The organism is Streptomyces sp. 12E (genome assembly GCF_055633275.1).
This window is the reverse complement of sequence record NZ_JBVNCJ010000001.1, coordinates 3,379,385-3,401,428: the sequence shown is the minus strand read 5'-3', so window position 1 is coordinate 3,401,428 and position 22,044 is coordinate 3,379,385. Positions and strand designations below refer to the sequence as shown.

The 22,044-nt window shown below is 72.3% G+C and carries 27 protein-coding genes; 18 read left to right on the top strand and 9 right to left on the bottom strand.

Annotated elements, in window-relative coordinates; genetic code table 11:
- The first annotated feature begins 20 nt into the window (after nucleotides 1-20).
- A complete protein-coding gene (locus ACZ8ZB_RS15780) occupies nucleotides 21-1,841 on the top strand; it encodes a bifunctional metallophosphatase/5'-nucleotidase (RefSeq protein WP_470738369.1) in 1,821 nt (606 codons plus the stop codon).
- Nucleotides 1,842-1,907: 66 nt separating this feature from the next.
- Here ACZ8ZB_RS15780 and ACZ8ZB_RS15775 read toward each other — a convergent pair whose 3' ends face one another.
- Entirely contained in the window at nucleotides 1,908-2,087 is a 180-nt protein-coding gene (locus ACZ8ZB_RS15775) for a DUF1737 domain-containing protein (RefSeq protein WP_386013502.1), read from the bottom strand.
- An 86-nt stretch (nucleotides 2,088-2,173) separates the two neighbouring features.
- Here ACZ8ZB_RS15775 and ACZ8ZB_RS15770 point away from each other — a divergent pair, with 86 nt between their 5' ends.
- Together ACZ8ZB_RS15770 and ACZ8ZB_RS15765 are read left to right on the top strand one after the other, a co-directional pair.
- Nucleotides 2,174-2,461, top strand: coding sequence for a hypothetical protein (locus ACZ8ZB_RS15770; protein WP_470738368.1), 288 nt, complete (start codon nucleotides 2,174-2,176; stop codon nucleotides 2,459-2,461).
- Entirely contained in the window at nucleotides 2,458-2,856 is a 399-nt protein-coding gene (locus ACZ8ZB_RS15765; RefSeq protein WP_470738367.1) for a PIN domain-containing protein, read from the top strand. Before ACZ8ZB_RS15770 ends, ACZ8ZB_RS15765 begins: the two co-directional genes overlap by 4 nt.
- A gap of 47 nt (nucleotides 2,857-2,903) precedes the next feature.
- Here the strand turns inward: ACZ8ZB_RS15765 and ACZ8ZB_RS15760 are convergent, their stop codons facing one another.
- From ACZ8ZB_RS15760 to ACZ8ZB_RS15735, 6 genes are all read right to left on the bottom strand, one after another.
- Nucleotides 2,904-4,973, bottom strand: coding sequence for a pectinesterase family protein (locus ACZ8ZB_RS15760; protein ID WP_470738366.1), 2,070 nt, complete (start codon nucleotides 4,971-4,973; stop codon nucleotides 2,904-2,906).
- 77 nt (nucleotides 4,974-5,050) lie between these two features.
- A complete protein-coding gene (locus ACZ8ZB_RS15755; RefSeq protein WP_470738365.1) occupies nucleotides 5,051-6,472 on the bottom strand; it encodes a sensor histidine kinase in 1,422 nt (473 codons plus the stop codon).
- Nucleotides 6,469-7,203 carry a response regulator transcription factor gene (locus ACZ8ZB_RS15750; protein ID WP_470738364.1) on the bottom strand — a complete coding sequence of 245 codons (735 nt, stop codon included), beginning with the start codon at nucleotides 7,201-7,203 and terminating at the stop codon, nucleotides 6,469-6,471. The genes ACZ8ZB_RS15755 and ACZ8ZB_RS15750 overlap by 4 nt, the downstream gene beginning before the upstream one ends.
- A 69-nt stretch (nucleotides 7,204-7,272) precedes the next feature.
- Nucleotides 7,273-8,343, bottom strand: coding sequence for a S1C family serine protease (locus tag ACZ8ZB_RS15745; protein WP_470738363.1), 1,071 nt, complete (start codon nucleotides 8,341-8,343; stop codon nucleotides 7,273-7,275).
- A gap of 130 nt (nucleotides 8,344-8,473) precedes the next feature.
- The gene (locus ACZ8ZB_RS15740) at nucleotides 8,474-9,496 is read right to left on the bottom strand and encodes a LacI family DNA-binding transcriptional regulator (protein ID WP_470738362.1); all 1,023 of its coding nucleotides are present in this window, start codon (nucleotides 9,494-9,496) and stop codon (nucleotides 8,474-8,476) included.
- 42 nt (nucleotides 9,497-9,538) lie between these two features.
- Nucleotides 9,539-10,294 carry a response regulator transcription factor gene (locus tag ACZ8ZB_RS15735; RefSeq protein WP_470738361.1) on the bottom strand — a complete coding sequence of 252 codons (756 nt, stop codon included), beginning with the start codon at nucleotides 10,292-10,294 and terminating at the stop codon, nucleotides 9,539-9,541.
- A gap of 223 nt (nucleotides 10,295-10,517) precedes the next feature.
- Between ACZ8ZB_RS15735 and ACZ8ZB_RS15730 the strand changes: the two genes are divergently transcribed.
- From ACZ8ZB_RS15730 to ACZ8ZB_RS15695, 8 genes are all read left to right on the top strand, one after another.
- Nucleotides 10,518-11,375, top strand: a complete 858-nt coding sequence (locus tag ACZ8ZB_RS15730) for an alpha/beta hydrolase (RefSeq protein WP_470738360.1) — start codon at nucleotides 10,518-10,520, stop codon at nucleotides 11,373-11,375.
- Nucleotides 11,376-11,415: 40 nt separating this feature from the next.
- The gene (locus ACZ8ZB_RS15725; protein WP_381223086.1) at nucleotides 11,416-11,670 is read left to right on the top strand and encodes a MoaD/ThiS family protein; all 255 of its coding nucleotides are present in this window, start codon (nucleotides 11,416-11,418) and stop codon (nucleotides 11,668-11,670) included.
- A 3-nt stretch (nucleotides 11,671-11,673) separates the two neighbouring features.
- On the top strand, nucleotides 11,674-12,699 hold the full coding sequence (locus tag ACZ8ZB_RS15720) for a hypothetical protein (RefSeq protein ID WP_470738359.1): 1,026 nt from the start codon (nucleotides 11,674-11,676) through the stop codon (nucleotides 12,697-12,699).
- A gap of 138 nt (nucleotides 12,700-12,837) precedes the next feature.
- Complete coding sequence (locus ACZ8ZB_RS15715) at nucleotides 12,838-13,578, top strand: LmeA family phospholipid-binding protein (protein WP_470738358.1); 741 nt, start codon at nucleotides 12,838-12,840, stop codon at nucleotides 13,576-13,578.
- 197 nt (nucleotides 13,579-13,775) lie between these two features.
- On the top strand, nucleotides 13,776-13,883 hold the full coding sequence (locus ACZ8ZB_RS15710; protein WP_366482813.1) for a putative leader peptide: 108 nt from the start codon (nucleotides 13,776-13,778) through the stop codon (nucleotides 13,881-13,883).
- 124 nt (nucleotides 13,884-14,007) lie between these two features.
- Nucleotides 14,008-14,853, top strand: a complete 846-nt coding sequence (locus ACZ8ZB_RS15705) for a sulfurtransferase (RefSeq protein ID WP_470738357.1) — start codon at nucleotides 14,008-14,010, stop codon at nucleotides 14,851-14,853.
- Between the two features lie 41 nt (nucleotides 14,854-14,894).
- Nucleotides 14,895-15,182 (top strand): DUF1416 domain-containing protein, encoded by a 288-nt coding sequence (locus ACZ8ZB_RS15700; protein WP_067049055.1) that lies wholly within the window; start codon nucleotides 14,895-14,897, stop codon nucleotides 15,180-15,182.
- 87 nt (nucleotides 15,183-15,269) lie between these two features.
- Complete coding sequence (locus ACZ8ZB_RS15695; protein WP_470738356.1) at nucleotides 15,270-15,530, top strand: DUF3099 domain-containing protein; 261 nt, start codon at nucleotides 15,270-15,272, stop codon at nucleotides 15,528-15,530.
- A 6-nt stretch (nucleotides 15,531-15,536) separates the two neighbouring features.
- On the opposite strand, the gene ACZ8ZB_RS15690 is transcribed toward ACZ8ZB_RS15695, so the two are convergent.
- On the bottom strand, nucleotides 15,537-15,899 hold the full coding sequence (locus ACZ8ZB_RS15690) for a DsrE family protein (protein WP_470738355.1): 363 nt from the start codon (nucleotides 15,897-15,899) through the stop codon (nucleotides 15,537-15,539).
- A gap of 101 nt (nucleotides 15,900-16,000) precedes the next feature.
- On the opposite strand from ACZ8ZB_RS15690, the gene ACZ8ZB_RS15685 reads away from it, so the two are divergent.
- From ACZ8ZB_RS15685 to ygfZ, 6 genes are all read left to right on the top strand, one after another.
- Nucleotides 16,001-16,819, top strand: coding sequence for a hypothetical protein (locus ACZ8ZB_RS15685; protein ID WP_470738354.1), 819 nt, complete (start codon nucleotides 16,001-16,003; stop codon nucleotides 16,817-16,819).
- Nucleotides 16,816-17,646: a hypothetical protein gene (locus ACZ8ZB_RS15680; RefSeq protein WP_470738353.1), complete on the top strand. Its 831-nt coding sequence runs from the start codon at nucleotides 16,816-16,818 to the stop codon at nucleotides 17,644-17,646. Before ACZ8ZB_RS15685 ends, ACZ8ZB_RS15680 begins: the two co-directional genes overlap by 4 nt.
- Nucleotides 17,643-18,506: a hypothetical protein gene (locus tag ACZ8ZB_RS15675; RefSeq protein WP_470738352.1), complete on the top strand. Its 864-nt coding sequence runs from the start codon at nucleotides 17,643-17,645 to the stop codon at nucleotides 18,504-18,506. The genes ACZ8ZB_RS15680 and ACZ8ZB_RS15675 overlap by 4 nt, the downstream gene beginning before the upstream one ends.
- Before the next feature lie 227 nt (nucleotides 18,507-18,733).
- Complete coding sequence (locus ACZ8ZB_RS15670; protein ID WP_470738351.1) at nucleotides 18,734-19,309, top strand: heme-binding beta-barrel domain-containing protein; 576 nt, start codon at nucleotides 18,734-18,736, stop codon at nucleotides 19,307-19,309.
- 55 nt (nucleotides 19,310-19,364) lie between these two features.
- Nucleotides 19,365-19,802, top strand: a complete 438-nt coding sequence (locus tag ACZ8ZB_RS15665) for a Fur family transcriptional regulator (protein ID WP_470738350.1) — start codon at nucleotides 19,365-19,367, stop codon at nucleotides 19,800-19,802.
- A 9-nt stretch (nucleotides 19,803-19,811) separates the two neighbouring features.
- Nucleotides 19,812-20,777 (top strand): CAF17-like 4Fe-4S cluster assembly/insertion protein YgfZ, encoded by a 966-nt coding sequence (ygfZ, locus tag ACZ8ZB_RS15660; protein WP_470738349.1) that lies wholly within the window; start codon nucleotides 19,812-19,814, stop codon nucleotides 20,775-20,777.
- A 10-nt stretch (nucleotides 20,778-20,787) separates the two neighbouring features.
- On the opposite strand, the gene dtd is transcribed toward ygfZ, so the two are convergent.
- Nucleotides 20,788-21,213 carry a D-aminoacyl-tRNA deacylase gene (gene dtd / locus ACZ8ZB_RS15655; protein WP_470738348.1) on the bottom strand — a complete coding sequence of 142 codons (426 nt, stop codon included), beginning with the start codon at nucleotides 21,211-21,213 and terminating at the stop codon, nucleotides 20,788-20,790.
- A gap of 177 nt (nucleotides 21,214-21,390) precedes the next feature.
- Between dtd and ACZ8ZB_RS15650 the strand changes: the two genes are divergently transcribed.
- Complete coding sequence (locus ACZ8ZB_RS15650; RefSeq protein ID WP_470738347.1) at nucleotides 21,391-22,023, top strand: RsiG family protein; 633 nt, start codon at nucleotides 21,391-21,393, stop codon at nucleotides 22,021-22,023.
- The last annotated feature ends 21 nt before the right edge of the window (nucleotides 22,024-22,044 follow it).

Below are 22,044 nucleotides of genomic sequence, written 5' to 3'. Positions count from 1 at the left end.
TCGGACCCACAGGGGGGCGCATGCCAGCCACATCCCCGGCGCACCACCAGCGCCGCAGACGCCGTACGAACCGTCTCCTCGCGACCGCCGCCGGTGTGCTCACCGCCGGCGCGCTGGCCGCGGCGGCCCTGCCGGGGTCGGCGACCGCGGGCGAGAGCCACGGGAGCAAGGGGAAGACCCACCCCGGCCGCTACCAGGACGTGCAGCTGCTGTCCTTCAACGACCTGCACGGCAACCTGGAGCCGCCGTCCGGCTCCTCCGGCCGGGTCACCGAACTCCAGCCCGACGGCACGACGAAGACCGTCGACGCGGGCGGCGTGGAGTACCTCGCCACCCACCTGCGCGAGGCGCGCAAGGGCAACCGCTACTCCATCACCGCCGCCGGCGGCGACATGGTCGGCGCCTCCCCGCTCCTCTCGGGCCTCTTCCACGACGAACCCACCATCGAGGCGCTGAACAAGCTCGACCTCGACGTGACGAGCGTCGGCAACCACGAGTTCGACGAGGGCGCGAAGGAACTGGCCCGCCTCCAGAACGGCGGCTGCCACCCCACCGAGGGCTGCTACACCGACAAGCGGTTCAAGGGCGCCGACTTCCCGTACCTGGCGGCGAACGTCCTGGACGAGAAGACGGGGAAGCCCCTCCTCGAGCCGTACTGGGTGTGGAAGAAGCAGGGCGTCAAGGTCGGCTTCATCGGCGTGACCCTGGAGGGCACCCCGGACATCGTCTCGGCGGAGGGCGTGAAGGGCCTCGCCTTCAAGGACGAGGTCGAGACGATCGACAAGTACGCCGAGGAGCTCCGGCGCCAGGGCGTGAAGTCGATCGTGGCGCTCATCCACGAGGGCGGCTTCCCGGCCTCGTCCTCCTACAACTACGACTGCGACTCCCCGGGCGCCGGCGCCGGCGTCTCCGGCCCGATCGCGGACATCGCGAAGAACGTCTCGCCGCAGGTGGACGCGCTGGTCACCGGCCACACCCACAACGCGTACGTGTGCACCATCCCCGACCCTGCGGGCAAGCCCCGCATGGTCACCTCGGCCGCGTCCTTCGGCCGCCTCTACACGGACACCACGCTGACCTACGACCGCGCGACGGGTGACATCGCCCGTACGGCCGTGAAGTCCGCGAACCACGTGGTCACCCGGGACGTCCCCGAGGCGCCGGACATGACCCGACTGATCGACAAGTGGAACACCCTCGCCGCCCCCATCGGCGACCGCGCGATCGGCTACATCTCCGGCGACATCGTCAAGGACGGCACGGAGTCCCCGCTCGGCGACCTGATCGCCGACGCGCAGCTGGAGTACGGCAGGACGCTGGACGCGGAGACCGACCTGGCGCTGATGAACCCCGGCGGCATCCGCGCGTCCCTCACCCACGCGGCCGGCGGCGCGGAGGGCGACGGCGTGGTGACCTTCGCCGAGGCCTTCACCGTGCAGCCGTTCGCCAACACGGTCAACCTCCAGGACTTCACCGGGGCGCAGCTCGTCCAGGCCCTGAAGGAGCAGGTCAGCGGCGCGAACGAGGCGGCCCCGAAGATCCTCCAGATCTCCTCCGGCCTGACCTACACCCTGGACCTGACGAAGACCGGCGCGGACCGCGTGGTCACGGACTCGATCAGGCTCGACGGCGCGCCCATCGACCCGTCCGCCACCTACCGCGTCGCGACCAACAGCTTCCTCGCGGGCGGCGGCGACGGCTTCCCGACGCTGGGCCAGGGCACGAACGACCTGGTCGGCGAGGACGACCTGGCGGCCCTGGAGCGGTACCTGGTCACCCACTCGACGCCCACGACCCCGATCGCCCCACCGAAGGCGGACCGCATCACCATCGTGCGGTGACCGTCGTCGGGGCCGGTACGGGGGGTGTGCACCGCCCCGTGCCGGCCCCGACGCGTGCCCGTGCCGCTACCCGGGCCACACGACCGCCTGCGCGACGATCACCCGCTCACCGTCGAAGGTGACGGCAGGCCCTTCGTGCAGCCTGTACCCCAGCTCCAGCGCCTCGCTCACCCGGTGGCAGAAGGCCGGGTCGTCGGGACCGGTCAGTACGCGGTAGACGGGCAGCCCGTCCGGTGGTGTCGACATACCCGGAAGCGTGTCACACCCCCTCTTCCGGGTGATGCGATCGGGTGAGCCTGTGCGGGCTGCCGTGGTCTGATTATGGTGAATCCATGGCAGAACACACCACCATCCAGGTGTCCCGGCAGACCCGCGACCACCTCGCCCAGGTCGCGAAGGAGCGGGGCATGACCCTCGGGCAGCTGGTCGAGCAGTTGGCCTCGGAGCAGCCCACCGCGGAGCAGATCGCCGAACGGGTCGCGGCCGACCGGCGGGTCGTGCGCGAGGTCATCGGCCTCGACCTCAGCGACGAGGATTTCGATCAGTCCCCTGACGTGCTGGGGAACATCTACCGGCTCGCCGCGGAGAAGGCTCGCCTGGCACGGGGCGCGGCTGCGTGATCATCCTGGACACGGCTGCCACCCGTGCTCTCGCGGACGGGCACAAGACGCTGAACCTTCTAGCGGGCAACATGGCCCGTACCCCGGGTGACCTTCTCCGGATTCCGGCGCTCTGCCTGACGCAGGCGGAGTCCGAGGACGCGGGCGCGGCGCAGCGTGTTCTGTCCTTCTCATCGGTCGTGGTCGACGAGCTCGGCACCGTCGCCTCGGTCAGTGTCGGAACCATGATCCGAGACGGTTACGGCGGCGCGGACACCTGTCACGCCCTGTACTGCGCCCTGCCGCGTCCGGAGTTCACGGGCATGTCCATTCTGCTGACGGACCGTGAAGAGGCGTACCCGTCCGGCGTGGTCACGGTCGACATCGACTCCCCCGGGATGCTCGGCTTCCACTGAGGCGCCCGGCCCCACGCCGAGGAGGGCGCGGGACCGGGCGCGAGGGGTCAGGACGCCGAGGGCGTCCAGCCGGCCAGCCAGTCGGCGACCTCCTGGTCGGCTGCCTGGGCGTCGGACAGGTGGGGGCGGTTGCTGCTCGCCGCGCCCGAACCGGAACCGGTGTTCCTGTACTCGGCGAAGCGGTCGTCCTTCCAGGAGAAGCCGCTCATGTCGGTCCAGGGCGTGGTGCGGATCGCGGCGCTGAGGCTGGTGTTGCGGACCGTGGTCTGCGGGTCGAGGGAGGCGTCGCCGCCGGCGTGCCAGGGGCGGCCGAGGTGGAAGGTGCGGTCGGAGACGTCGCCGCCCACCGCCGAGTTGGCGATGAGGATGCCCTTGCGGTTCGCGGCCGTGCTCGGGGCCGTGACGTAGCCGGCGGAGGAGCCGTCCCAGCGCTTCTTCAGCGTGATGACCGAGCGGTCGATCACCGCGGTGGCCCGGCCGAAGATGAAGTCGACGTTCCCGACGACGTAGGAGTTGGTGACGTAGACCCGGCCCAGCCTGTCCTTGGCGGCCGTGTCGAGGAGGAGGGTGTCCTGGTCGCCCTCGACGATCACGCTGTCCAGGAAGACCTTGTCGGCCGCCGTGCGCAGGGCGACCGCCTGGTGGCCGGAGAGGGACTGGTTGGCGCGCTCGTCGAAGTCGTTGGAGATCGTCAGGTTGCGCGCCTGGAAGTCGTCGGCCTCCACGGCGACCGTGGCGCTGCCGGAGGTGCCGTACGTGCCCGAGCCGTCCGGCTTCTTCGTGCCGGCCGCGTTGTCGTAGACGATCACCGTGTCCTTGCGGCTGCCGCCGGTGCCCTGGAAGGTGACGTGCGGCTTGTTCGACGGGACCTTGACCGTCTCGCGGTACGTGCCCGGCTTGATGGAGATCACCACGCGGGAGGCGTTGTTCGCGGGGACGGCGTTCACCGCCGCCTGGACCGTCCTGTACTGCCCGGAGCCGTCCTTGGCGACGGTGAACGTCGTGGCCGCCGCGGCCTTCGGGGAGACCTCCGCCGCCGCGGCCGTCGTGCCGATGTCCGTGCGCGGGCCCGTGCCCGACTTCAGCAGCGACGGCACGTCCGCCGCCTTGTCGAGCGCGTACGGGTAGTACGCCTTCGGGTCGAACGCCGTACCGCCGCTCTCGTTCCGTCCCGACGTGCCCGAGAAGACGTTGCCGCGCTGCACGATCGTCGCCGTCGCGTCCTTGATGACCGGGTTCTTCACGCCCTGGAAGTAGCTGTTCTCCAGGACCATCCGGGTGCCGCCGCGCGAGTAGTTGCCGTACGAGGAGTTGATGCTCGTGTTCGCGACGTCCTCGAGGAAGTTGTTGTAGAGGTGCGCGTGGGCGGCGTTGTCCGTGGAGGGGTTGCGCTGCTCGGTCTCGCGGAACCAGTTGTGGTGGATCGTGATGTCCGTGACGACGTTCCCGGTCCAGCCGATGCCGAAGGTCTTGTTGTTCTGGCCGAGCCTGTTCCAGGAGACCGTCACGTACGTGCTGTCCTTGCGGACGTCGATCAGGCCGTCGGCCATGTGCCGCAGGTCGTTGTGGTCGATCCAGACGTGGTGGGCGCCGTCCATCTGGATCGCGTCGAAGTCGTGCTCCTTGTCGTTCCAGACGCCCTGGTAGGCGTCCCGGACCGTCAGGTTGCGGATGATCACATTGTGCACGCCCTGGCCGAGGAAGAAGCCCCCGCCGACGATGTGCCCGGACGTGCCGGAGCCCACGATCGTCTTGTCGGAGGCGACCTTGATCTCCTTGCCGACCGGGTTCATCGTGATCGTCCCGGCCACGACGATGACGTACGGTTCGGCGGCCGTGGCGTACTTCTCCAGGTCCGCCTGCGTCCGCACGGTGACGGTCCTGCCGTCCCGGCCGCCGTACGTGCCGTTCTGGCCGAGCGCGTCGACGGAGGCGAAGCCGTCGGCGGCGGCGGTGGCCCAGGCGGGGGCGGCGGCCGACGCGGCGGACGCCTCCTGCTGGGGCAGGAGGCCGTTTCCGTGGACCAGGAGTCCGGCGGTGGCCAGGGCCACGGGGAGGCCGACGGCCAGGATCTTCCCGGACCTGCGGTGCCGGGCCGTGCTGCGGTGCTCGCTCATGCGGCGATCCGTTCCGTGTGGGGGAGGGGACGACGACCGGTCGCCGCCCGGCACGGAAAGGTTGCCGCCGAACGCGCCTAGGGCACCTCGGGCGGCGGGGTCGGTGCGCCCGGCAGGCGGACCGTGGCCGTGGTGCCGCCGCCGTCCGCCCGGGTCAGGGCCACCTCGCCGCCCGCCTGCTGGACCGTGCGGGCCACGATGGACAGGCCGAGGCCGGAGCCCGGGAGGGCGCGGGCCGTGGGGGAGCGCCAGAACCGGTCGAAGACGTGCGGGAGTTCGTCGACGGGGATGCCGGGGCCGTGGTCGCGGACGGTGAGGACGCCGTCGGCCAGGCGCACCTCGATCACGCCGCCCTGCGGACTGAACTTCACCGCGTTGTCCAGGATGTTGACCACCGCCCGCTCCAGCGCGGACGGCTCCGCCCTGACGTACCACGGGTGGACGTCCGCCGTGATGGTCAGCTCGGGGCCGCGCAGCCGGGCGCGGCGCAGGGCCGACTCGACGACGTCCTGCCAGGCGACGATCTGCGCCCGGCCCGCGTGCTGGCCGGTGTCGGGGCGGGACAGCTCCTGCAGATCGCCGATGAGCGCGGCCAGTTCCGTCATCTGCGCCTTCACGGAGGCGAGCAGGGCCTTGCGGTCGGCCTCCGGGAGCGGACGGCCCGTCTCCTCGCTGCGGGTGAGGAGTTCGATGTTGGTGCGCAGCGAGGTGAGCGGGGTGCGCAGCTCGTGGCCGGCGTCCGCGATCAGCTGCTGCTGGAGGTCGCGGGAGCTGGCCAGCGCGGACGTCATGGAGTTGAAGGAGCGGGAGAGACGGGCGATCTCGTCCTCGTCGGCGTCGTCGACGGGGATGCGGACGGTGAGGTCCTCGGTCCGGGCCACGTGCTCCACGGCCCGGGTCAGCTCGTCCACGGGGCGCAGGGCGGTCCGGGCCACCCAGAGGCCGGCGGCGGCGGCGCCCACGACCCCCGCGCCCGCGACGAAGACCAGGACCAGCGCCAGGTTGTTGAGGGAGTCGTCCACCTCGCTCAGCGGGCGCGCGGCGGAGACGGCGACGTCCCGCAGGCCGGGCACGGTGTAGGTGAAGACCCGGTACCGCCCGCCGTCGGAGCCCGTCGCGTCGTGCAGCGCGTCGGCGGACGCGCCCTCGGCGACGGCGCGGTCGGCGCCGGTGAGCGGGACCTCCTCCGTGCCGATGATGAGGCAGCTCCCGCCCTCGCCGTCCACGAGCTGCACGGACGAGCCGAAGGGGTTCTCCTCGTGCGTGACGGGATCGTGGGCGCACAGGCCCGTGCGCAGGTCGAGGTACTTGCTCACCTGCTGTCCGTTCATGCGGTTCGCCTTCAGGGCCTCGTCCAGCGAGTTCACCAGCACGCTCTTCACCACGAACCAGCACGCCGCCGCCACCACCGCCACCGCGAACGCCACCGCCGCCGCCACCAGCAGCGACAGCCGGGCCCGGATGGGCAGGGCGCGGACGCGGCGGACCAGCCCGCTCACTCCGCGCCGCCCTGCCTCAGCACGTACCCCACCCCCCGCACCGTGTGCACCAGGCGCGGCTCGCCGCCCGCCTCGGTCTTGCGGCGCAGGTACATGACGTACACGTCGAGCGAGTTGGACGAGGGCTCGAAGTCGAAGCCCCAGACGGCCTTCAGGATCTGCTCACGGGTGAGCACCTGGCGCGGGTGGGCCATGAACATCTCGAGGAGGGTGAACTCCGTGCGGGTCAGCTCCACCCGCCGGGCGCCGCGCGTGACCTCGCGGGTCGCCAGGTCCATGCGCAGGTCGGCGAAGGCGAGGACGTCGTCGGACCCGGCGGATGCGGCCACCGCCGCCGCGTACGAGCTGCGGCGCAGCAGGGCGCGGATCCGGGCGAACAGCTCGTCCAGCTCGAACGGCTTGACCAGGTAGTCGTCCGCCCCCGCGTCGAGGCCGGTCACCCGGTCGCCGACCGTGTCCCGGGCGGTCAGCATCAGGATGGGCGTGGTGTCGCCGGTGGCGCGGATGCGGCGGGCGACGGTCAGGCCGTCCATGCGGGGCATCTGGATGTCCAGGACGAGCAGGTCGGGCCGGTGGGCCGCCGCCTTCTCCAGGGCGTCCGCGCCGTCGACGGCGACCTCGGTGTCGTAGCCCTCGAAGGCCAGGCTGCGCTGGAGCGCTTCGCGCACCGCCGGCTCGTCGTCGACGATCAGGATGCGCTGGGGGGCACGGTCGCCTTCTGCGGGGCTCATGGGCTCGGGGTTCCTCACGGCTCTCTACGGGGTCAGGCCTTCAGCCTCGCACGGTACGCGGGCGGCGCGTCAGGTCGTCGAGCCGGAGCGCAGCGCCGGCAGGTCGGACGTGACCGTGTCGACCGGGATGGCGAAGCCCAGGCCCACGCTGCCCGCGTCGGACGAGGAGGAGCCGCTGCCGCTCGACGAGTACATCGCGGAGTTGATGCCGATGACGCGGCCGTTCATGTCGATCAGCGCGCCGCCGGAGTTGCCGGGGTTCAGGGACGCGTCGGTCTGGATCGCCTGGTACGTGGTCGTGGCGCCGCCCGTGTCGCCGTTGAACTCCTGGCCGCCGTACTCGAACGGCCAGCCGCCGCCCTGCTGCCGGCCCTGGCCCTCGTCCTTGGAGACGGTCACGTCACGGTCGAGGGCCGAGACGATGCCGCTGGTCACCGTTCCGGTCAGGCCCTCGGGGGAGCCGATCGCCACGACCTGGTCCCCGACCCGCACACCGTCGGAGTCGCCGAGGGTGGCCGCCTGCAGACCGGAGGCGCCCTCCAGCTTGATCAGGGCGAGGTCCTTGCCGCTGTCGGCGCCGACGGTCTCCGCCGTGTACGTCGTGCCGTCGCTGGTGCGCACCTCGATCGAGGTGGCCCCGGACACGACGTGGTTGTTGGTGACGATCTCGCCGTCGGACGTGATGATCACGCCGGAGCCGGTGGAGGACCCGGAGTTCGAGGTCGCGTTGATCTCGACGATGCTCGGGGTGACCGCCTTCGCGACGCCGGCCACCGTGCCCTTCTGGCTCGACGGTACGACGGTGGTGCCGGTCGGGCCGGCGGCGGCCGGGTCGCCGCCGGCCAGCTCCTGGATGCCGTAGGCGGCGCCGCCGCCCACCACCGCCGCGACGATCGCCACGGCCACGAGCAGGGCCGCCGGGCCGCGGACGCGCTTCCTCCGCGAAGGCCGCGGCGCGGACTCCTGCGGGAACCCCTGCGCGTGTTCCCGGGCGGGCTGCACAGGGAGCTCCTGCGTGATTTCCCGCGCGGGCTCCCGCACGGGCCGCGGGGGCGGCGCGTACGCCGGCGGGGGCGGCCACTCGGGGTTCACCGGGGCGGGGCTTGCGTACTCGCCGCTGGGGCGGGGGCTCTCGGTCATGGCTCCGAGCCTCGCGCCCGACCATGAGAGCGAGCTGAGTGTGTGCTGAGAAGCCCGGCAGAACCTCGTATGCCCGATATGAAGGACGCGGGTCCGGACAGCGGCCGCGGGTCCGGTCGAGGGGGGCGGGTCATCTGCAGCCGCAGGAGTGGCGGACCACCAGGCGGGACGGGTACACCTTCAGCCGCTCGCGGCGGGAACCCGCCACCCGCACGCCGTCGTCCAGGACGAGGTCGACCGCCGCGCGGGCCATCGCCGAGCGGTCGGAGGCGACCGTGGTCAGCGGCGGGTCCGCGAGCGCCGCCTCCTTGATGTCGTCGAACCCGGCGACCGCCAGCTCTCCCGGCACGTCGATCCGCAGCTCCCGCGCGGCGCGCAGGATGCCGATCGCCTGGTCGTCGGTGGAGCAGAAGACCGCGGGCGGGCGGTCCGGGCCGGAGAGGATGTCCAGGCCGACGCGGTAGGCGTCGTAGCGGTTGTACGGGGCCTCGAAGAGGCGGCCCTCGGTCGGTATGCCGGCCTCCTCCATCGCGCGCCGCCAGCCCTCGACGTGGTCGGAGACCGGGTCGCCGACGGCGGGGGTCTCCGCGGTGCCGCCGACACAGGCCACGTACTCGTTGCCGTGCTCCAGCAGGTGGCGCACGGCGAGCTGGGCGCCGCCGAGGTCGTCGGTGACGACGGCGACGTCGTCGATCGCCTCCGGGCGCTCGTGCAGCAGGACGACCCGGGCGTCCCACGCCTCGATCTCCGCGGCGGCCTGGTCGTTGAGCGCGTGGCTGACCAGGATCAGGCCGGAGACCCGCATCCCGAGGAAGGCCCGCAGATAGTGGACCTCGCGCTCGGCGATGTAGTCGGTGTTGCCGACGAGCACCATCTTCCCGCGCTCGGAGGCGGCCTGCTCGACCGCGTGCGCCATCTCGCCGAAGAACGGCTGACGGGCGTCCGGGATGATCAGGCCTATGAGGTCCGTGCGCCGCGAGGCCATCGCCTGGGCGACCCGGTCCGGCCGGTACCCCAGCTCCTTGATCGCGGCGAGGACGCGCTCGCGCGTGGCCGGGGCGACCGGCCGGGGTCCGTTGTTGATGACATAGCTGACGACGGCGGTGGACGTCCCCGCCAGCCGCGCCACATCATCCCTGGTTACCTTGGCCACGCGCGGAGTCTACGCGGATATACCCGGGGCGGGCAGGGCTTATCACACCTTGGACGAGGCCGTTTCCGCGCTGTCCGCCTTCTCCTCGGTCCGGGCGTCCTCCGCGGCGCGCGCCGGTTTCTCGGGTTTCTCGGGGGTGACGAATCGATAGCCGACGTTGCGGACGGTGCCGATCAGCGACTCGTGCTCGGGGCCGAGTTTGGCGCGCAGGCGCCGTACGTGGACGTCGACCGTGCGGGTGCCGCCGAAGTAGTCGTAGCCCCAGACCTCCTGGAGCAGCTGGGCGCGGGTGAAGACCCGGCCGGGGTGCTGCGCGAGGTATTTGAGCAGTTCGAATTCCTTGAAGGTCAGGTCGAGGACCCGGCCCTTGAGTTTCGCGGAGTAGGTCGCCTCGTCGACCGACAGGTCGCCGTTGCGGATCTCCATCGGGGAGTCGTCGTTGACGATCTGCTGGCGGCCCATGGCGAGGCGCAGGCGCGCCTCCACCTCGGCCGGGCCCGCGGTGTCCAGGAGGACGTCGTCGATGCCCCAGTCCGCGGTGACGGCGGCCAGGCCGCCCTCGGTCACGACCAGGACGAGGGGACAGCCGGGGCCGGTGGAGCGCAGCAGCTGGCACAGGCTGCGGACCTGCGGGAGGTCGCGGCGGCCGTCGACCAGGATCACGTCGGCGCCGGGGGTGTCGACGAGGGCGGGTCCCTCCGCGGGGGCCACGCGCACGTTGTGCAGCAGCAGACCGAGGGCGGGGAGCACCTCCGTCGACGGCTGGAGGGCGTTGGTCAGGAGCAGCAGAGAGCTCATCGCACCCCACCGGCCCGGATCGTCGTCGTTCGCTCGTGCACGGTTCGCTCGCCCATAACGTCTGGTTCCTCCTCGGTCCCTGCGAGGACGTTTACGGCATTGCCGCGTGCGTTCGACGGCCCGTACACCGGCGGTTTCCCGCGTTCGTATACAACGCTTCCGAAAGCACAAAAGGACCCGGGGGCTTCACTGCCCGAGTCCTCTTCGCAGCACAATAGCCGACATGAGCACCGGTCGGGCAGGTCATGTGGCGCGATCCACCACGCGATCCACCATTCGTCCGTATTCCGAGACGCCCGGGGCGACGCGGGACCGGGCGCCTTCGCGGACGTTCCTGCGCACCGCGGACGGGGTGCCCGTCGATTCCGTGCACGAGCCGGGGGACCCTCCTTCCCGTGATCTCGTCTTCGTGATCGCGCACGGATTCACCGGGCACGCGGACCGGCCGCACGTGCGGCGGGCGGCGCGGGCCTTCGCCCGGTACGGCGGTGTCGTGACGTTCTCCTTCCGCGGGCACGGGGCGTCGGGCGGACGGTCGACCGTGGGGGACCGGGAGGTGCTCGACCTCGCGGCGGTGGTGGGGTGGGCGCGTGAGCTGGGGTACGCCCGGGTGGCCACCGTCGGGTTCTCCATGGGCGGCTCGGTGGTGCTGCGGCACGCCGCGGCCGGCCGGGACACCGGGGCCGGCGCGGGGGTCGACGCCGTCGTCTCCGTGAGCGCGCCCGCGCGGTGGTTCTACCGGGGCACCGCCCCCATGCGGCGGCTGCACTGGCTGGTGACCCGGCCGTCCGGGCGGCTGGTGGGGCGGTACGGGCTGCGGACGCGGATCCACCACCGGCAGTGGGACCCGGTGCCGGTGTCGCCCGTCGAGGCGGTGCCCCGGATCGCGCCCACGCCGCTGCTGATCGTGCACGGGGACCAGGACGGCTACTTCCCGCTCGACCACCCGCGGATGCTGGCGGCCGCCGCCGGGGAGCACGGGGAACTGTGGGTCGAGACCGGCATGGGGCACGCGGAGAACGCGGCGCCGGAGGAGCTGCTGGGACGGATCGGGGACTGGGTGGCGTCCCGGGCGGGCTAGCCTGACGGTGTTCACCGTCAACCTCATGAGGAATCAGCAGATGGCAAAGGTCACGGTGCGGTACTGGGCCGCCGCCAAGGCCGCGGCCGGGGTGGCCGAGGAGACGCACGAGGCGGCCACGCTCGCCGAGGCGCTCGACGCGGTGCGCGGGCGGCACCCCGGCGAACTCGCGCGCGTGCTGCTGCGGTGCTCGTTCCTCGTCGACGGTGATCCCGTGGGCAAGCGCGCGCATGAGACGGTACGGCTGGCCGACGGCGGCACGGTCGAGGTGCTTCCGCCGTTCGCAGGAGGGTGAGCGATGACGAACCAGCCGTACGGGGCGTACGACCCGTACCAGGACCCGCAGCGGGCCCAGGGCGTGTGGCCGGGGCAGCAGCAGGCGTACGAGGACCCGTACGCGGACCAGCAGTACACGCAGCAGTGGCAGGGGCAGACGTGGGAGACGCAGACGCAGCCGCCGGTGGCCGCGGCGTACGCCCCGGTCCCTCCCGGCCCCGCTCCCGTTCCCGATTCCGTCCCCCCGCCCGGCCCGGCGGCTGACGGGGCCGGGCCCGAGTACGGGCCGGCCACGCTGGGCGGGAACACGCGGGTCACGGACGCGCAGCGGGCGCGGGCCGAGGGACGGTCGCCGATCATCGAACCCGGGATGCAGCCGGCGCTGCTCACCGCGCTGCTGGGGCTGCTGCTGGCCGGTGGGGCGGCGCTGGGGACGTACGCGCTGCTGGTGCCGCTGGTGGTGCTCCAGGGGCTCACGGCGGCGGGCTGGTTCCGGCTGAACGGGATGTGGCCGGCGCGGCAGGGGATCGCGCTGGGGTTCCTCGGCGCGCTGGCCGCGGACGCGGCGCTGCTGCTGTCCGACCGGTCGCCGGCGGCGATCCTGGGGACGCTGGGCGTGTGGGTGCTGCTGTCGCTGGTGCTGCAGCTGCGGTCGCACGCGGATCCCGACGAGCGGATGTACGGCCTGATGGCGACGGTCGTGGCGGCGGCGCTGGCGATCGCGGCGGCCGGGTACCTGGCGGCGGACGCCTCCGCGGTGACCGTGGGCGCGGTGGCCGTGGCGGCGGGGGTGGTGGCGCGGGCGCTGCCGCTGCCGACGCCGGTGTCCGTGGTGGTCGCGGTGGCGGCCGCGGCGGGTGCGGGGTTCGTGGCCGACGGGTCGGCGGGAGCGCTGGTGGGAGCGGGCGCGACGGTGTGCGCGCTGATCGGCCACCGGGTGGCGGGCTACGACTACCCGTCGCGCTTCGTCCACTTCACGGCGGGCGTGGCCCTGCCCCTGGCCGCGGCGGCCCCCGCGGTGCACGTCCTGGCCCGCGTGCTCTCCTGACGGGCGCCGGGGCGGGCCCCTGTCACAAGTGATCGACAAACTCCCGCCCCCCGCCCTCCCCGGCACTACCCTCGCGCTGGGACGGCCGCCCGGTCGTCGACGAACGCCGTCGTCACACGCCCGGTGGGGGAAGACCGCATGCGCGCACTGCGAATACTGCTCGTCATCACGGTGGTACTCGGCGCTGTTTTCGTCGTCGTCGACCGCGTGGCCGTCCACATCGCCGAGGGCGAGGCGGCCGACCGCCTGAAGGCGACCGAGAACCTGGCGCACACCCCCGAGGTGTCGATCGGCGGCTTCCCGTTCCTCACCCAGCTCGCCGACGGCACCCTCGACGAGGTGCGGGTGGGCATCGAGGACTACGAGGCCGGCACCGGTGACGGCGCCCGGACGATCAGGATCGCCGACCTGAGCGCGGACCTGCACGGCGTCGACTTCTCCACCGACTTCAGCTCTGCCGTGGCCGCCGACGCCACCGGCACGGCCACCATCGCCTACGACGAGCTGCTGGAGACCGCCGGGTCCGAGCCCGGCCGGGTGGGCCCCGGCGTCACCGCCCGGGTCGTCGGGCTGTCCGACGGCGGCAACGGGAAGATCAAGGTCGCGGTGGAGGCCGCCGTGCTGGGCGTCGAGCTGCCCGAGCCGGTCTCCGTGCTCAGCTCCGTGACGGTCGTGGACGGCGACACCGTGCGCGTGAAGGCCGACGGGGTGCCGGAGTTCGGCGGGGCCGAGATCGTCGAGTCCGGCGTGCGGCGGATCACCGACTTCGAGCAGAGGGTCGACGGACTGCCGGGCGGTATCCGGCTGGACGAGGTCCGGGCCGCGGAGAACGGGGTGGAGATCACGGTGAAGGGTTCCGACGTCCGCCTGGTCGGGTGAGGAACGGTCTGGACGAGGGCCCTGTCCGAGAAGTGAGACGGGTGTGTCCGTAGGGTAAATCCGACCGCGGCCGCCCGGGCGGGCGGAGCGGGGGAGCGGCGACTCCCGAAGGCGTCCGTCCCGCATGTCGGACGATCGCGTCTCAGCATGCGACACATCGGTGACACGCGTACCCGTCCGTCCTTACGATCGGACCCATGCGGTGTCAGACGAGCGTCCTCCGGCCGAGGGGACAGGCGGATCTCACGAAGCGGCGGGCAGTGGACCTGTGCCGTGTCGCCGCCATGCTCTGTCGCACCTTCTGACGAGCGGACGCCCTGCCGTCCGCCTTCCCGCCCCGCTGAGGGCGTCCGTGCGCCGACCCCGTCGAGGCCGCGCGCACCCTCTCACCCGCACGCCCCGCCGCAACTGCCCCGGAGGAGAAACAGCATGAGCCGCAGCGACGTCCTGGTCGACGCCGACTGGGTCCAGGAGCACCTGGACGACCCGACCATCGCCATCGTCGAGGTGGACGAGGACACCACCGCCTACGAGAAGAACCACATCAAGAACGCCATCCGGATCGACTGGACCAAGGACCTGCAGGACCCGGTCCGCCGTGACTTCGTCGACCAGGAGGGCTTCGAGAAGCTCCTGTCGGACAAGGGCATCGCCAACGACCACACGGTCGTCCTTTACGGCGGCAACAACAACTGGTTCGCCTCGTACGCCTACTGGTACTTCAAGCTGTACGGCCACGAGAACGTCAAGCTCCTCGACGGCGGCCGCAAGAAGTGGGAGCTCGACGCCCGCGAGCTGGTCCCCGGCGACGAGGTGCCGGAGCGCCCGAAGACCGACTACAAGGCCAAGCCGCAGGACGCGTCCATCCGCGCCTTCCGCGACGACGTCGTGGCCGCGATCGGCAACCAGAACATCGTCGACGTGCGCTCGCCCGACGAGTTCTCCGGCAAGCTGCTCGCCCCGGCCCACCTGCCGCAGGAGCAGTCGCAGCGCCCCGGCCACGTGCCGACCTCCCGCAACATCCCGTGGTCCAAGAACGCCAACGACGACGGCACCTTCAAGTCCGACGAGGAGCTCAAGGCGCTCTACGAGGACGAGCAGGTCGACCTGTCCAAGGACACCATCGCCCTGTGCCGCATCGGTGAGCGTTCCGCGCTGACCTGGTTCGTGCTGCACGAGCTGCTCGGCGTGGAGAACGTCAAGAACTACGACGGTTCCTGGACCGAGTACGGCTCCCTCGTCGGCGTGCCGATCGAGCTCGGCCCCGGCAAGTAACCCTCCCGACCGACCTCTCCAGACCACTTCAGGAGTACGACATGTGCGGTGCGAAGGCCGGCGGCCCGGACGCCTCGACGATCAAGCCCGGTGAGACCACCATCCAGGGGCAGGTGACCCGCGACGGGGAGCCGGTGACGGGCTACGTCCGTCTGCTGGACTCGACCGGCGAGTTCACCGCGGAGGTCCCGACCTCCGCCACCGGACAGTTCCGCTTCTACGCGGCGGAGGGCACCTGGACCGTCCGCGCCCTGGTGCCCGGCGGCACCGCCGACCGCACGGTCGTCGCCCAGCAGGGCGGTCTGGCCGAGGTCGCGATCGCGATCTGAGGACACGGGAACGGCCGGAGGGCCGCACCCCACGGGTTGGACGCCCGGGGTGCGGCCCTCCGGTGTGTCCCGACCTACGCTGGACGTATGTACGCGCGCCGGCGGCACGTCTACTTCGTCCTGATGGGCACCTGCGTCGGGCTGTTCGTCCTGGCCTGGGGCGTGGTGCGGCTGTGGTCGGTGCCGGCGGCCGTGGGCATGTGCCTCGCGGCCATGGTCATCCCGCCGGTCGCCGCGACGGTCGCCAACCGGCGGGGGCCGGAGGACCGCTGGTGGGACGACCCGTCCGGCGATCCGGAGTCCGACGAGTGGTGGGACGAGCTGGACGGCAGGAAGCGGCCCCGGTAGGGCCGCTCAGTAGACGAGCGCCTGGACCCCGTCGGCCAGGGACTCCTGCACGAAGACCTGCGCGCCGGCGATGCGCACGCCCTCGATGACGTCCTTCTCGGCGATGTCGCGGCGGGCCGCGCACTGGGTGCACAGGGTGACCCGGCCGGTGGCCAGGACCGAGTCCAGCAGGTCGGGCAGCGGGGCGGCGTGCGGCAGCTCGAACTCGGCCGCCCTGCCCGGCAGGGCGAACCACGCGGACTCGCCGGTGAGCCACAGGGAGACCTCGACCCCGCTGGCGGCGGCCACCGCCGCCACCGTGAACGCCTGCGAGCAGCGCTCGGGTGCGTCGGTTCCCGCGGTCACTTTGATCACAAGCTTCTTCGCCATGACCGAATCGTAATCATGATCGCCACAACTCCGGCCGACGCCTGCGGGTCTCCTGTGCGCGCGTGGACGGAATACGCGCTTCACTTCTTGTGAGGGACGTTGTGGAACAACCCGAAGAAGCAGCCGACGCCCCGGACGCGCCGAGACCGGCGGACGTACCGGAGTCCGGCCCGGCTCCGGAAACACCGGAGGGCCCGGCCCCGGACGCGGACCGGAAACGCCGGCGGGGGCGGACGGCCGTACTGATCGCCGCCGCGGCCGTGCTCGGCGTGGTCGCCGGCGCCTGCACCGGATACCTCGTCCAGGCCGACCGCGAGCCCACCGGGCTGCCGCCGCTGTCGCAGCCGGTGCTCGCGCAGTCGAAGGGCGAGGCGCCCGAGCCGTTGCCGGCGGCCCGGGACCGCCGGGTGAGGACCGACGGCGACCTGCGCGAGCTGCTGCTGAAGAAGCCCCGGGCGGCGCGGGAGGTCCCCTGGCCGTTGGGCGAGGACGGCTGGATGGACCTCGCCGAGTACGCCGGTCAGTACGAGACGCCCGGCTGGACGTTCGGACGGATGGCCACGGACGAGTTCCGCAGGGCGGCCGTCGTCGGCTGGCTCGACGACGACTACAGCGTGGAGATCCGGCTGCTCCAGTTCCGCCAGGAGGAGGTCCTGGCGGCCGCGGACAGCGTCGCCGACGGCCAGTACTGGGCGGAGGACGTGGAGGACACGGACAGCTGGGCCGTCCCCGGCACCGAGGAGGGCCGGGCGTACGTCCACCACGGCCCCGACGTCGAACCCGGCTACGAGCCCCTGTACGGCGCGGAGGCGCACGCCTGGCGCGGCGACATCGCCATGGAGGTCTGGGTGTACGGGAGCAGGCCCGTTCCCAAGGAAATGATCATGGATCTGGCCGAGCGGCAGATGGAGCGGCTGTGAACGAGACACGGAACCCGGCGCCCGTCCCGCCCGTCCCCTCCGCCCCGCCCGTCCCCGGCGGGACCGCCGCCGGGGCCCCCGCGAAGCGGCCCGTGCGGTGGGGGCGCGTCGCGTCCGTCGTCGGCTCCGTGCTGCTCGCCGGGGCCGTCGTCACGGGCGTCGGATACACCGTCGTGACCGTGCGGCACGCCGACCGCGACGCCGGCGCGCCCGGATGGAAGTTCCCCGGGGCGACCGCCGAGGACAAGGCGTCCGAGGGGCGGGGGCTGGCCGGGATGCTCGTGCCGTACGGGTACGACAACTGGCTTCGAGGACCGGACCTCGGCGAGTTCGGCTCGGACGCGCAGCTCAGCGGCGCCCGGGCCACGGCGCTGCAGAAGGAGTCGCTGCGCGGTCTGCCGCGCTCCGAGCGCAAGCGGCTGGAGAAGGAGATCGACCGGTGGCGCGTCGAGGGCATGGCGATGCGCAGTTACACCAGCGGGTCGGCCAGCATCTACCAGGAGGACGAGATCTTCACCGTGGACGTCGTGCTCGCCCGGATGGGGAACAGGGCGGCCGTGCGGGACTTCGCGCGGTTCCAGACCGAGTTCCTCGACACCCTCGACGTCTTCCGGGAGGGGCCGCGGATCAAGGGCCACGAGGACGCCCGGTGCTTCCTGCCGGCGGACGCGGAGAACGGCCTCGACACGATGCGGTGCTCGGCCCACGTCGGCGACGTCCTGGTCACCCTCACCGCGGACGGCGCGAAACCGCTGGACACCGAGAGCGCCGCCGCGCTCTTCCGCGAGCAGCTCGACCGCATCGACGAACCGGGGAAGGCCGTATGACCGAGCAGCCGCAGACCTTCGTGCCCGCCCCGCCCGCGGGACCGCCGGCCGTACCGGACGCCCCGGGCGCGGTGGCCGAGCCCGGGCCGCCGGCGCGCAAGGACCGCCGGGCGCTGCGTGCCGCCCTGCGCTGGACCGCCGCCGTCGTGGCCTTCGCCGTGGCCGGCGCGGGCACGGCGTACGGCATCACCCGGATGGAACGGACGGACGTACCCGGTCTGGCGACCGCCTCCGACGGCCGGTGGGACTACCCGGAGCTGACGAAGCCGCCGTTGCCCGCCGGCAGCCCCGGACCGCAGGCGGAGTCCAACCCTGCCGGCACCCACCACGCCGACCTGCGCGCCCTCCTGCTGCCCGCGCCCGAGGGGGCGGAGGAGAACAAGGCGCTGCGCGGTGAGGACGGCTGGCTGGCGACGGACGACTTCCTCGAGGAGTACGCGGAGGAGGACCAGCGGGAGACCTTCCGGCAGCAGCTCGTCGACGGCGGTCTGCGGCACATCGCGGCCCGCGGCTGGACGACCGCGGACGGCACCCGGACGAGGATCTACCTGCTGCGGTTCGACACCGCGGCCATGGTCGAGGAGGGCTTCTTCCTGCCCTACTTCTCGTACGTCCCGGCCTACCGGGTGCGGGGCGCCGAGAACGTCGACAGCGACGAGTCGTTCCCGGTGAAGGCGGAGGTCGCGGGCGTCCGGCGCGCGGCCCAGGTCGAGACCGAGCCGTACGGCGCCGAACAGGAGCGGATGGCCCACCTCGCCGCCGGTGACGTCCTCGCCGTCGTGCTGCAGTCCCGGAAGGGGACCGCGCACGCCGTGCCGTTCCGGCAGACGGTGGTGCTGCAGAGCCAGCTGCTGGGCTGAGACGGGGGAGGACGCACCTCGCACGACGGGGCCGGGCCCCGGCCGCGTAAGCTGGGGCCCGGCCCCGTGCACACCATCGCACCCCCCGCTCAAGGAGCACCCCGTGGTTATCTTCTTCGAAGCCCTGCTGGTCCTGGTCGCCGTCGGCGTTCTCGCCTTCGCCGGGCTGACCGTGAAGAAGCTGTACCAGGGCCAGCGCTGATCACCGACGCCAGGAAGTTCCGCTCATGATCGAGATCCCGTCCGACCTGCACAAGGACCTCGTCCCGCTCGCCTTCCTGCTCGGCAACTGGGCCGGCGCCGGCGTGCACGACTTCCCCGGCGCCGAGAAGTGCAACTTCGGCCAGGAAGTCACGTTCACCCACGACGGCCGGGACTTCCTGGAGTACAGCTCCCACACCTGGGTGCTGGACGGCGACGGCAACAAGGTCCGCCCGCTGGAGTCGGAGCACGGCTTCTGGCGGATCGACGCGAGCCGCAAGGTCGAGGTGACGATGACCCGCGAGGACGGCGTCATCGAGATCTGGTACGGCGAGCTGGCCGACAAGAAGCCGCAGATCGACCTGGTCACGGACGCGGTGGCGCGCACCGCCGCCTCGCGGCCCTACACCGGCGGCAAGCGGCTGTACGGCTACGTCAAGAGCGACCTGATGTGGGTCGGCGAGAAGCAGACCCCCGAGGTCGAGCTGCGCCCCTACATGTCGGCGCACCTGAAGAAGGTCGTCACCCCGGAGGAGGTCGAGCGCTGGGCCAAGGCCCTGCCCGACGACATGCCGGACGACGGGATCGCCTTCTTCAAGTAGGCCTTCTCCGAGCGGGCCCCCTCCGGCGGGGCACGGGTCGCTCTAGACTCGTGGTGTGGTGAGCACCGACTGGAAGAGCGACCTCAGGCAGCGCGGCTACCGGCTGACTCCGCAGCGGCAGCTGGTGCTCGAAGCCGTGGACACCCTCGAACACGCGACCCCCGACGACATCCTCGGCGAAGTGAGGAAGACGGCGTCGGGGGTCAACATTTCCACCGTGTACCGCACGCTGGAGCTCCTCGAGGAGCTGGGTCTGGTCAGCCACGCCCACCTCGGGCACGGGGCGCCGACGTACCACCTCGCCGACCGGCACCACCACATCCACCTGGTCTGCCGGGACTGCGCGAACGTGATCGAGGCCGACCTCTCGGTGGCCGCCGAGTTCGCCGCCAAGCTGCGCGAACAGTTCGGGTTCGACACCGACATGAAGCACTTCGCGATCTTCGGCCGGTGCGAGGACTGCTCCCCGGAGGCCCCGGCCGCCGAGTCGTAGGCTTGGCGCATGAAAAGCCCCCTGCTGACCCTGCCCGGCGCCGTCCCCGCCGAGGGCGTGGACGAAGGCGTGGCCGCCCACTACGGCGACCTGTTCCGTGAGCAGCGCGCCCTCGCCGAGGGCACCGGTTTCGTCGACCTGTCCCACCGCGGGGTCGTCACCGTGTCCGGCCCGGAGCGGCTGTCCTGGCTGCACCTGCTGCTCACCCAGCACGTCAGCGACCTGCCGCCGCACCGGGCCACCGAGGCGCTGATACTTTCCGCCAACGGCCACATCGAGCACGCGCTCTACCTGGTCGACGACGGGGAGACGGTCTGGGCGCACGTCGAACCCGGCACCCGCCAGGCGCTGATCGCGTACCTGGAGTCGATGAAGTTCTTCTACCGGGTCGAGGTCGCCGACCGCACCGCCGACATCGCGGTGGTGCACCTGCCGGCCGGTTCCATCGCGGAGGCGCCCGAAGGGGTCGCCGTCCGCGAGACGCCGTACGGGCGGGACCTGTTCCTGCCGCGCGGCGACCTGGAGCCGTACGCCCGGAAGGCGGGGCCGCCCGCCGGGATCCTCGCGCACGAGGCGCTGCGGGTCGAGCAGCACCGGCCGCGGCTCGGCTTCGAGACCGACCACCGCACCATCCCGCACGAGCTGGGCTGGATCGGCACCGCCGTGCACCTGCAGAAGGGCTGCTACCGGGGGCAGGAGACGGTGGCCCGGGTGCAGAACCTGGGGAAGCCGCCGCGCCGGCTGGTCTTCCTGCACCTGGACGGCAGCGAGGTCCACCTGCCGCCGGCGGGCACGGAGATCCGGCTGGCCGACGACGGACCGGACGGGCGGAAGATCGGGTTCGTCACCACGTCCGTGCGCCACCACGAGCTGGGGCCGGTCGCACTGGCGCTGGTGAAGCGGAACGTGCCGGTGGACGCGCGGCTGATCGCCGGGGACACGGCCGCCGCGCAGGAGACCGTCGTCGAGCCCTGAGCCGTACGGCTCAGATCTCCAGCAGGACGGTGAACGGGCCGTCGTTGGTCAGCGACACGCTCATCCTCGCGCCGAAGCGGCCCGTCGCCACCGTCGCGCCCAGCGCGCGCAGCTGCCTCACCACCTCGTCGACCAGCGGCTCGGCGACGTCGCCGGGGGCGGCGGCGTTCCAGGTGGGGCGGCGGCCCTTGCGGGCGTCTCCGTACAGGGTGAACTGGCTGATCACCAGCAGCGGGGCGTCGACGTCGCTGCACGACTTCTCGTCCTGGAGCATCCGGAGCGACCAGAGCTTGCGGGCGAGCTGCGCCGCCTTCTGCCCGGTGTCCTCGTGGGTGACGCCCACGAGGACGCACAGCCCCTCGCCCTCGATCGCCCCCACCGTCTCGCCGTCCACGACCACGCTCGCGCCGTCGACCCTCTGCACCACTGCTCGCATACGGCCATCATGCCGGTCGGCGAACAGGCGGCCGACGGCGACCCACGAAGGACCCCGAGCGGGCTATTTTTACTCCTTAACGCCCATCTGGGGCGGATCGGGGGCACTCGCTCACCATGTGGCCGCCCGCGGTGGCACGATGCTGGCACACGCCGGTCGAGGGGACGGTTGAGGCACATGAGCACACCAGGGATCGGACAGCCGCTCGGGGCTGTCCCGTCGGCCCATGCGGGAATCGGTGAACGGGAGTTCTGCCGGCCGCCCACACAGCGCACGGACAGTCCGGTGCTGCCCGAGGACCGGGCGGTGCGCGATCTGGTCATGCTCAGCCTGGCCGAGCTGCGCACGGTGCGGCGGGACGCGCAGCGTGACGAGGCCGACCTCAGTTATGTGCGGCGGCTGCTGCAGGGGCGGATCGACATCCTGCGGGCGGAGCTGGCCCGGCGCCTGCCGCGGGAGGCGCCCTTGGCCGTCGCGCCCACGCAGGCGTCCGTCGTCGAGCGGCTGGGGGAGATCCTGCGGGACACCCCGGCCCGGCACCGTTCCTCCGCCCGGCACGTGACGCTGGGGACGCCGCGGGGCGAGGAGTACCGGCGGCTGGCGTCCGAGATGCTCGCCGAGGTGGAGCTGTCCGACCTGGGCGCGCGCACGGACGGGGAGCTGAACGCCGCGATGGGGCGGCTCGTGCGGTACGAGCAGCAGGTGTCCCGGCGCCGGCAGCGGCTGCAGCGCACGGCCGACGAGTGCAGCGCGGAGATCGCGCGCCGGTACCGGGACGGGGAGGCGCAGGTCGACGACCTGCTCACCTGAGCGGGGCGGGGGAAAACCTCT

What these genes read in the sequence shown, in the direction of transcription:
- ACZ8ZB_RS15780 (WP_470738369.1), top strand. Translation starts at nt 21, where the DNA reads ATGCCAGCCACATCCCCGGCGCACCACCAGCGCCGCAGACGCCGTACG.
- ACZ8ZB_RS15775 (WP_386013502.1), bottom strand. Translation starts at nt 2,087, where the DNA reads ATGTCGACACCACCGGACGGGCTGCCCGTCTACCGCGTACTGACCGGT.
- ACZ8ZB_RS15770 (WP_470738368.1), top strand. Translation starts at nt 2,174, where the DNA reads ATGGCAGAACACACCACCATCCAGGTGTCCCGGCAGACCCGCGACCAC.
- ACZ8ZB_RS15760 (WP_470738366.1), bottom strand. Translation starts at nt 4,973, where the DNA reads ATGAGCGAGCACCGCAGCACGGCCCGGCACCGCAGGTCCGGGAAGATC.
- ACZ8ZB_RS15750 (WP_470738364.1), bottom strand. Translation starts at nt 7,203, where the DNA reads ATGAGCCCCGCAGAAGGCGACCGTGCCCCCCAGCGCATCCTGATCGTC.
- ACZ8ZB_RS15745 (WP_470738363.1), bottom strand. Translation starts at nt 8,343, where the DNA reads ATGACCGAGAGCCCCCGCCCCAGCGGCGAGTACGCAAGCCCCGCCCCG.
- ACZ8ZB_RS15735 (WP_470738361.1), bottom strand. Translation starts at nt 10,294, where the DNA reads ATGAGCTCTCTGCTGCTCCTGACCAACGCCCTCCAGCCGTCGACGGAG.
- ACZ8ZB_RS15730 (WP_470738360.1), top strand. Translation starts at nt 10,518, where the DNA reads ATGAGCACCGGTCGGGCAGGTCATGTGGCGCGATCCACCACGCGATCC.
- ACZ8ZB_RS15725 (WP_381223086.1), top strand. Translation starts at nt 11,416, where the DNA reads ATGGCAAAGGTCACGGTGCGGTACTGGGCCGCCGCCAAGGCCGCGGCC.
- ACZ8ZB_RS15720 (WP_470738359.1), top strand. Translation starts at nt 11,674, where the DNA reads ATGACGAACCAGCCGTACGGGGCGTACGACCCGTACCAGGACCCGCAG.
- ACZ8ZB_RS15715 (WP_470738358.1), top strand. Translation starts at nt 12,838, where the DNA reads ATGCGCGCACTGCGAATACTGCTCGTCATCACGGTGGTACTCGGCGCT.
- ACZ8ZB_RS15710 (WP_366482813.1), top strand. Translation starts at nt 13,776, where the DNA reads ATGCGGTGTCAGACGAGCGTCCTCCGGCCGAGGGGACAGGCGGATCTC.
- ACZ8ZB_RS15705 (WP_470738357.1), top strand. Translation starts at nt 14,008, where the DNA reads ATGAGCCGCAGCGACGTCCTGGTCGACGCCGACTGGGTCCAGGAGCAC.
- ACZ8ZB_RS15700 (WP_067049055.1), top strand. Translation starts at nt 14,895, where the DNA reads ATGTGCGGTGCGAAGGCCGGCGGCCCGGACGCCTCGACGATCAAGCCC.
- ACZ8ZB_RS15695 (WP_470738356.1), top strand. Translation starts at nt 15,270, where the DNA reads ATGTACGCGCGCCGGCGGCACGTCTACTTCGTCCTGATGGGCACCTGC.
- ACZ8ZB_RS15690 (WP_470738355.1), bottom strand. Translation starts at nt 15,899, where the DNA reads ATGGCGAAGAAGCTTGTGATCAAAGTGACCGCGGGAACCGACGCACCC.
- ACZ8ZB_RS15675 (WP_470738352.1), top strand. Translation starts at nt 17,643, where the DNA reads ATGACCGAGCAGCCGCAGACCTTCGTGCCCGCCCCGCCCGCGGGACCG.
- ACZ8ZB_RS15670 (WP_470738351.1), top strand. Translation starts at nt 18,734, where the DNA reads ATGATCGAGATCCCGTCCGACCTGCACAAGGACCTCGTCCCGCTCGCC.
- ygfZ (WP_470738349.1), top strand. Translation starts at nt 19,812, where the DNA reads ATGAAAAGCCCCCTGCTGACCCTGCCCGGCGCCGTCCCCGCCGAGGGC.
- dtd (WP_470738348.1), bottom strand. Translation starts at nt 21,213, where the DNA reads ATGCGAGCAGTGGTGCAGAGGGTCGACGGCGCGAGCGTGGTCGTGGAC.
- ACZ8ZB_RS15650 (WP_470738347.1), top strand. Translation starts at nt 21,391, where the DNA reads ATGAGCACACCAGGGATCGGACAGCCGCTCGGGGCTGTCCCGTCGGCC.